Source organism: Sulfurihydrogenibium sp., from assembly GCF_028276765.1.
Classification (GTDB): domain Bacteria; phylum Aquificota; class Aquificia; order Aquificales; family Hydrogenothermaceae; genus Sulfurihydrogenibium.
Map to the genome: position 1 here is coordinate 1 of NZ_JAPYVU010000060.1, position 9,356 is coordinate 9,356.

Sequence of the window (9,356 nt, forward strand, 5' to 3'; positions counted from 1 at the left end):
TGTAAAATAAAGATTAGAGTTTTGCATTTTTACCTCCTTGGTGGAATTTTTGCTATTACAATTTTAACTGCCACCAAGGAGCTTTTTTAGATGTTTTATTTATATTTGAATTTCTCACCCGAGGTATTCAAAGATACTCTATTTTATTATTGTTTGTCATATTTTCTATTCTTTCCTTTTTACTTGTCCTTATTTCTTTACCTTTAATAGAAAATACAACCTACCAATATATTATAAAAAAGGACCTTGAAAAAGAAGATCGAATTTCAGCCAATATAATTAAAAAACTAACGAGTTATCCGGAAGACATGAGTCTAATAGAAAAAATTTCTACTGATAAAACTTTCTTTAAAATTGCATCAGATATGATGGAAGTTCTGCTTACAGAAAATACAAGCTATGTATATGCTACATATTTTAATAATGGAAAATCCTTTATACTCATAGATGTCTCCAAAAAAGACCGAATGAAAACCAACGATTTATTTGAATTTCTGCAAGAGGAAACTCCGGTAATTAAAAAAGCGTTAGAAAGCAGACGATATCAATATTTAGTTCATACTACTGTAAATACAATAGGTCTTACATTTTATAAACCTTTTAAAGACAAGAAAAATATTGATTATTTGCTTGTTATAGATTACAACATAGAGAAAATATCCTACATATCTCAATTGATCAGTGTTTTGAAAAATTTAATTCTTTTATTTATATTTGCTGGTCTTGTTGTAATAAACATAACTATATTTTTAGCCTTAAAAGCGTCATATTATAAGCAAAAAAGTTTTACCGATAATCTAACAGGTTTATACAACAGAAATTATTTACAACACATAATGGATTTTATAGATTTAAAACAGTATATTGTTGCTTTGATAGACATTGATTACTTCAAAAAAATTAATGATACTTACGGGCACGACATAGGTGATAAAGTTCTAAAAAGTGTTGCAAACACCATAAAGAAACTAACAAGAGAAGAGGATATTCTTATAAGATATGGCGGTGAAGAATTTTTATTATTAGCAAAAGTAAACAGAAGACAAGATATTCAAGTCATGTTAAATCTTTTCGAAAGAATAAGGTCTAATATTGAAAAATTGAAAATTCCTATAACTGACGGAGATTACGTAAAGACAACAATGTCTATAGGAGTTTATTTAAACACGAATAAAGATAAAAATTTAAATGAAGCTATTAAGAAAGCTGACGTTGCTTTATATAAAGCAAAATCTAAAGGCAGAAATAGAATAGAAATCTACGATGAAGAAAAGGAAGTTGAGAAAAATCTTATAACTGTAGTTGAAGTAAAAGACGCAATAGAAGAAAATCGTCTTTTATGTTATTACCAGCCGATAGTAGACCTAAAAGATAACAGCATATCTCACTATGAAGCTCTTGTAAGAATTATAGATAAAAATGGCAACGTTGTGCCACCATTCAAATTCTTAAATGTGATAGAAAATACATTCATCTATACAAAGCTAACAAAAGCTGTAATTGATTATAACTATAATACTTTAAAAAAACATAAAAACCTTAAAGTTAGTATCAATCTAAAACAGGCGGATGTATTAAATAGGTCAATAGTAGACTATCTCTTATCAATATCAAAAGAGAAAGACATAACAGAAAGAATGTCTATAGAGATTGTCGAAACAGAAGACCTCTTGGCTTATGAAGAATCTTTAGAGATAATAAAGCAGCTCAAAGGAGCAGGATATTCAATATGCTTAGACGATTTTGGCTCTGGATACTCTAACTTTGTGTATCTATTGAGATTAAACATTGATTATTTAAAGATTGATGCAAATTTGGTAAAAAATATAATAAATGATAATGTCTCTTACGAAGTAGTTAAAATGATAGCTCAGTTTTGTAAAAAGATGAAGATTAAAACAATTGCAGAATATGTTGAAAATGAAGAAATTTTGAGAATAATAAAAGAACTTGACATTGATTATGGTCAAGGATATCTATTCTCAAAACCAAAGCCAATAGAAGAGATAATAGATAATGAATAATACGTCGGGTGAGAAATTCATTAAAAACATAAGATTCTTCGCTTCGCTCAGACTGACAAACAAGGTTATTCTAACGTTTATTATTTAACCTTTTGCTGTCATCTTGAGGACTTTAGTCCAAAGGATCTTATCTTTTAAAAAGTTTTTTAAAAAGTAAAAAACGATAAGCAAAATACAGCTAAAGAGAAATTATATAAACTTTTCACTTTTTACATCTCACCGTCTTAATTCTCATCTTTCACTTTCTTACTTTCTCGCCATATATTGAGTTATAATTATTAGATATCAATTTTTAGAAGGAGTGCAAAATAGATGGCAGAAGGGATTTTAGAAAGCAGATTGGAGAAAATTAAAAAATTGACAGAAGAAGGAAAAAATCCTTATCCACATAAATTTAGCATTACAACAGACCTAAAATCTGTTAGAGAAGGACTTGAATTTGAGCCGGAAGATAAAGAGTATATCATAAAAGGAAAAATAAAAAGAGTATCTAAAAAGGAAAACGATTATTTTATAAGATTTGAAGATTTAAACGGACATTACGAAATTCAAGTAGTCTTTCCACAAAAAGAAAAACTATCTCCAAATATAGTTGCATCATTCAAAGGAAAATTAAAAAGAATCGATGGAAAGCTTACACTTTTAGCTGAAGAAGTTTTATTTGAAGAAGCAGGAGAAGATGTATCAACAATAAAAAACAGATATGACAAAGACCCGGAGAAAAAGCAAGTTGCGGTAGCCGGTAGACTAATAGCACTTAGAGACCAAGGAAAAGCCGCTTTTGGACATATCCAAGACTCAGACGGAAAGCTGCAAGTATATTTTAACGCTGACATTCTGGGAGAAGAAAACTATAAAAAAGCAATGGACTTAATGGATATTGGAGATATTATCGGCGTAGAAGGTCATCTATTTAGAACCATGACAGGTGAGCTTACAGTAGAAGTTCATAACTATGAAATATTAGCAAAATCTTTAAGACCACTTCCGGAAAAATGGCACGGACTGAAAGATACTGAGTACAGATACAGATACAGATACTTAGATTTAATAGCAAATCAAAGAACGAGAGAGATCTTTAAAATAAGGTCCAAGGCAATAAAAAGTTTGAGAGAGTTTTTAGAAAGTAAAGGATTTATAGAAGTAGAAACACCAATACTTCAACCTGTAGCATCAGGAGCTATGGCAAAACCTTTTATTACATATCACAACGCACTTGATATGAACCTATATTTAAGAATTGCACCAGAACTTTATTTGAAAATGCTTGTAGTTGGTGGATTTAACAGAGTTTTTGAGATAGGAAGGAATTTCAGAAATGAAGGAATAGACACAACCCACAACCCAGAATTTACGATGGTTGAGTTTTACGCAGCATACTTAGACTATAACGACTTGATGGTATTGACAGAAGAGCTGTTTAGAAAAATACTTCTTGATACAGTAGGAACGTTAAAAATAACATGGGAAGGTCAAGAGCTTGATTTTGAAAAGCCATTTAGAAAAGTAGCATTTTTTGATGCATTAAAACAAAAAACAGGAAAAGATAAAGAATTTTTCTTAGATTTTGAAAAAGCAAGGAATTTTGCAAAAGAGGTAGGAATACCAAAAGCAGATACATTAACCCATGTGAAAATTCTTGATAAACTTTTTGAACATTTTGTTGAAGAAGACCTTATCCAACCTACATTTGTAATAGATTTTCCAAAGATACTATCACCACTTGCAAAAACACATAGAAACGACCCAGATTTAGTAGAAAGATTTGAGCTTATCATAAATAAAAAAGAGCTTGCAAACGCCTATACAGAGTTAAACGACCCTATGGACCAAAGAGAAAGATTTATCCAGCAAATCAGAGAAAAAGAAATGGGCGATGAGGAAGCAATGGACATTGATGAAACATTCTTAACAGCTTTAGAGTACGGCTTGCCACCTACAGCAGGCGAAGGAATCGGAATAGACAGGCTTGTAATGATGCTTACAGACAATTACTCAATCAGAGAAGTAATTCTATTTCCAACCCTTAGACCAGAAGGACAGTAAAAATGGAAGAAAAAATAGTAGGAGCTCTCTTGGGCGCTGCGATAGGTGATAGTCTTGGAATGATGGTAGAAGAACTACCTATTGATGAAGTTATAGAGTTTTATGGCGAGCCTGTAAAAGATTTGCTTATTCCCCATCCATCCTCACCATCATACTTTTTAAGACCGGGAGAAAACACAAGTGAATTTGAAATCATAAAATTGATAGTAGAATCTATCGTTGAAAGAAAATTTATAGATACCAAATATATAATTGAAAAGTACATTCAATGGCTTGAAAAAGGTCAAATCCACACTTACATTGACCCAATCTTTTTGCTTGCTATAGAATCCATAAAAGAAGGAACTGAACCTCCACTAACAGGGTCTACAATAGACCACTCTCTCGTTGCTATACCCGTTGGAATGTATTATTATAAAGACCCATATCAAGCCTCAGAAGTAGCAAGAGCATTAACAATGATAACATCAAGGAATGAGATTGTTTTAGATGTATCATCAGCTTTAGCTGTAGCAATTGGAGAGCTTATCCAAGGTAGATTTTATTTAGAGGGTGAATATGAATACTTTATAAAACTTTTAGAAAAATTCGTTCATAAATCTGAAACCAAAAAATACCTTCATAAAGTATTAGACCTTTTAAAGAAAGGAGCAGATTATGAGACAGCCATAAACGAGCTTGGAAATGGTAGCTACTGCTTAGAAAGCTTTTCACAAGCTCTATTTATCTTTTTAAAAACACCGTCAGACATAGAAACTACAATCATTAAAGCTGCAAACTCTTATGGATACTACGGTGGCGATACAGACAGTATTGCATTAATCGCAGGAGCTTTTGCAGGTGCCTATAACGGTGAAGAGCAAATTCCAGAAAGATGGAAAAATCAACTGATGGATTATAATTATATTGTAGAATTAGTAAAGAAATTTTTAGAAGTTATACCAGTCTAAGGAGGAAAATTATGGCAAAAGAAAAAAAAGGAAGACTGCAAGAAAAGTTTTTAAATACAATTAGAAAAGAAAAAGTTAGATGTGATGTTTATTTGGTGAACGGTGTTAAGTTGGAAGGAAAAATAAAGTATTTTGATAATTTTGTAATTCTTTTAAAAGAAGGACCAAGACAAGTTTTAGTCTATAAGCATGCAATAACTACAATATCACCTAAAAGAGAAATAGAGTTTGAATACGACCAAGAAGAAATAGAGGATGCAGAAGAGTAATTAAAGTCGACGAAGGGTTTTACTTTCTGCTTCTTGCTTATTCAGGTGTAGCAGTACGAATTGTCTCTACTCACTCTCTGATTTTTTAGAAGAAGAGACCCTTCAACCCAAACTCTATTAAATCAAACATTCCTACCACTTCTACCTTTTACTTACAAACTCCTCTAACTTCTCTTTAAACTCATCCACTGATATATTCTCATCTACGCCCAAAATTTCAAGAAGCTTTCCTATGCTTATCCATTTTTTCAATACCATTCCCTGGGTAAGAAGCCTTTCAAATGGTTCATCTACAGATACTAAACCTATATCCTTCAAAAACTTAGTGAAAAATCTCGAATATAAAAGATGTAAAACTGCATGCTCTATGCCGCCAATGTATATATCAACCGGCATCCAGTAATCAACTTTTTCTTTATCAAAAGGAAGTTTGTCATTTTTTGGGTCGCAGTATCTTAAAAAGTACCATGAACTGTCGACGAATGTATCCATTGTGTCGGTTTCTCTTTTTGCCGGCTTTCCACACTTAGGACAGGTTGTATTGACAAACTCTTCTACCTTTGACAATGGAGACCCGCCAACTCCTGTAAATTCTACATCCTGCGGAAGGACAACAGGTAAATCTTCTTCTGGTACAGGAACTATTCCGCAATCGTCACAGTAAATAATAGGTATAGGAGTACCCCAGTATCTTTGACGAGAGATGTTCCAGTCTCTTAGTTTATAGTTTATGGTTTTCCTTCCTAAACCTTTTTCTTCTAAATATTTTGTAATCTCTTGCTTTGCTTTAGAAGATTCAAGCCCGCTAAATTCTCCTGAGTTTACCAAAATTCCTTCTTCTTCATACGCTGATTTTTCAAAATCCCATTCTTTATCTTTTGGCTGTACTACTACTTTTATAGGAAGATTATATTTTTTCGCAAACTCAAAATCTCTTTCATCATGAGCCGGAACTGCCATAATTGCTCCTGTTCCATATCCCCAAAGTATATAGTTTGCTGCATATATAGGAATCTCTTCATTTGTAAGTGGATTTATTGCATACTTTCCTGTAAACACGCCTTCTTTTTCTTCAACAATCCCCCTTTCTTTTGTAGACATTGCTTTGATTTTATCTACGAAAGCTTTAACTTCTTCAAAATATGGAGTATCTTTTGCAAGGTCTAAAACAAGAGGATTTTCTGGTGCCAATGCCATAAATGTAACGCCAAAAATAGTGTCTGGTCTTGTTGTAAAAACTTCTATGTAATCTGAAGAATCTTTAACCGGAAATTTTATCGTTGCTCCTTCTGATTTTCCTATCCAATTTTCTTGCATAATCAAAACTTGCAAAGGCCACTTTCCCTTTAGTTTTTCTAAATCTTCAAGAAGTCTTTCTGCATAGTCTGTTATCTTTAAATACCAAGACGGAATCTCTTTTTGAACAACAGGAGTCCCACATCTCCAACATTTTCCTTCAATAACTTGTTCATTTGCTAATACTGTTAGGTCATGTGGACACCAGTTTACGATTGCTGATTTTCTGTATGCAATTCCTTTTTCAAACATCTTTAAGAATATCCATTGGTTCCATTTATAATATTCCGGATTGCAGGTAGTCACTTCTCTGTCCCAATCATAAGAAAAGCCAAGTCTTTTTAATTGTTGTCTCATATAGTCTATGTTTTCATAAGTCCATTTTGCCGGATGGACGCCGTGTTTTATTGCTGCGTTTTCTGCAGGCATTCCAAAAGCATCCCATCCCATTGGATGAAGTGTATTTTTTCCTGCCATTCTATAATATCTGTTTACTACATCACCTATTGCATAGTTTCTCACATGTCCCATATGGATTTTTCCGGATGGATACGGAAACATTTCAAGAACGTAGTATTTATTTCCTTCTTCCTCTTTTGTTTTGAATATTTTATTTTTTTCCCACTCTTTTAAAAAACTGTTTTCAATCTCTTGAAAGTTGTATTCCATCTTCTAAACCTCTTTTAACTTTATTCAGATACTCTAAAGGTTATTACATTATCATCTTCAACCTTTCCGGAAAGACTTTCATAAGATGAGTAGTAGTAAGGTGTAAATGCTTCAAACTCTGCCGCACACGTATCAACAACTTTATAGCTTACCTCTATTCTTCTTTTTCTAATCTCTTCTTCTGTTGTTTTAAGAATTCTTGCAAGCTCTCTATCAGAAAATCCCCACTGCTTAGCTTTTTCAAGCTCTTGGTCTGTGATTGTGTTTATATCCTTTGTAGATAAATAAAGCTCATAATCTATGATTTCTTTGATTTGACTTAAAAACCATTTATCTATGTGAGATAATTTGCTGACCTCATCTACGCTATAGCCTCTTCTAAAACCTTCCGCAATATACCAAAGCCTGTCTGGATTTGGCTTTATTATTTTTTCTTTTAATGTTTGCTCATCTATATTTTCCAATCCCATGTAGAATCCATATCTTCCAAGTTCAAGACTTCTTAATGCTTTTTGCAGACTTTCTTTAAACGTTCTTCCGATAGCCATAACTTCGCCGACGGATTTCATCATAGTTGTAAGGGTTGGGTCTGCTTCCGGGAATTTTGCAAAGTCAAATCTTGGTATTTTTACAACTATATAATCTATCGTTGGTTCAAAAGATGCAGGTGTTTTTTTAGTAATGTCGTTTGGCAGTTCATCAAGTGTGTATCCAACAGCGAGCTTTGCTGCAATCTTTGCTATTGGAAAGCCTGTAGCCTTTGATGCCAAAGCTGATGAACGGGAAACCCGTGGGTTCATCTCTATCACATAAAATTCGCCGGTTTTTGGATTTTGTGAAAACTGAACGTTAGAACCACCTGTCTCAACGCCAATCTCTCTCATTACCGCTATAGAGTAATTTCTTAAAATCTGATATTCTCTATCTGACAGCGTTATTGCAGGAGCAACTGTTATACTATCACCTGTATGAACGCCCATTGGGTCTAAGTTTTCTATTGAACAGATGATTACACAGTTATCATTTTTATCTCTCATAACTTCCATCTCAAACTCTTTCCAACCAATCACCGACTCTTCAAGTAGTACTTCATGAATTGGAGATGCATCAAGACCTGCTTTTACTTTTGGATAAAATTCATCTCTGTTATATGCTATACTGCCCCCTGTACCACCAAGTGTAAAAGATGGTCTTATGATTACCGGAAAGCCTATCCAATCAATAACTTCTTCAGCTTCTGCAATAGATTTTACTACTGCACTTTTTGGCATAGACAGACCGATATTTTCCATAGCTTTTTTAAATAAATCTCTATCTTCTGCTTTTTTTATGACTTCATACTTTGCACCTATAAGCTCAACGTTGTATTTATCTAAAATTCCTTTTTCATACAAATCTATTGCAAGGTTTAATGCTGTCTGTCCACCAAGTGTGGGAAGTATTGCATCAGGTCTTTCTTTTTCTATGATTTTCTCTAATACTGGTGTAATCAATGGTTCTATGTATGTTTTATCTGCTATGTTTGGGTCTGTCATGATGGTTGCCGGATTTGAATTTACAAGAATAACTCTATATCCTTCTTCTTTTAATGCTTTTGCTCCTTGTGTTCCTGAGTAGTCAAACTCTGCAGCTTGACCGATTATTATCGGACCCGACCCAATAAGCAGAATCGTTTCTATATCCGTTCTTTTAGGCATATTCTACCTCTGATAAATTTTAAATATATATTTTATCATTCTTAGGATTTTTTAACTAAGTCTAAAAATTAAATAGCGTTTTTGATTACTATTTCAAAGCCGAGCAAAGAATCTCCGCCTTTGTTTCTCTACAGTGTCATTCTGCAGCCGGCGAAGAAACTCTTTTTCTTTAATTTTTAAAAGAGGAGATCCTTAGGCTGTAAGCCGATGGATGGCACGGAAAGGTAAACTTACGAGAATTTTGTAACAATCTCAGATGTAAGTTTATTTAATCATTATATTGCTTTGTCCAATAATAGAAAATCATAGAATAGTCTATTTTTTTCTGCATACGTTTTATTGCTTTTCTTTAATTAATTATACACTACGCTAATAATTATTCATTGTTAAAAACCTATTAATAAG

The 9,356-nt window shown here is 32.9% G+C and carries 6 protein-coding genes; 4 read left to right on the forward strand and 2 right to left on the reverse strand.

What is annotated here, in order from left to right:
- Positions 1 to 308 precede the first annotated feature (308 nt).
- From Q0929_RS08165 to hfq, 4 genes are all read left to right on the forward strand, one after another.
- Entirely contained in the window at positions 309 to 2,024 is a 1,716-nt protein-coding gene (locus Q0929_RS08165; protein WP_299239632.1) for a bifunctional diguanylate cyclase/phosphodiesterase, read from the forward strand.
- Positions 2,025 to 2,336: 312 nt separating this feature from the next.
- Positions 2,337 to 4,070 carry a lysine--tRNA ligase gene (gene lysS / locus Q0929_RS08170; protein WP_299239639.1) on the forward strand — a complete coding sequence of 578 codons (1,734 nt, stop codon included), beginning with the start codon at positions 2,337 to 2,339 and terminating at the stop codon, positions 4,068 to 4,070.
- A 2-nt stretch (positions 4,071 to 4,072) separates the two neighbouring features.
- A complete protein-coding gene (locus Q0929_RS08175; RefSeq protein WP_299239644.1) occupies positions 4,073 to 5,020 on the forward strand; it encodes an ADP-ribosylglycohydrolase family protein in 948 nt (315 codons plus the stop codon).
- Positions 5,021 to 5,031: 11 nt separating this feature from the next.
- Positions 5,032 to 5,289, forward strand: coding sequence for an RNA chaperone Hfq (hfq, locus tag Q0929_RS08180; protein ID WP_299239647.1), 258 nt, complete (start codon positions 5,032 to 5,034; stop codon positions 5,287 to 5,289).
- Positions 5,290 to 5,430: 141 nt separating this feature from the next.
- Here the strand turns inward: hfq and leuS are convergent, their stop codons facing one another.
- Positions 5,431 to 7,254 (reverse strand): leucine--tRNA ligase, encoded by a 1,824-nt coding sequence (gene leuS, locus Q0929_RS08185; RefSeq protein ID WP_299239650.1) that lies wholly within the window; start codon positions 7,252 to 7,254, stop codon positions 5,431 to 5,433.
- A 20-nt stretch (positions 7,255 to 7,274) separates the two neighbouring features.
- Complete coding sequence (carB, locus tag Q0929_RS08190; RefSeq protein ID WP_299239657.1) at positions 7,275 to 8,951, reverse strand: carbamoyl-phosphate synthase large subunit; 1,677 nt, start codon at positions 8,949 to 8,951, stop codon at positions 7,275 to 7,277.
- Positions 8,952 to 9,356: the final 405 nt, after the last annotated feature.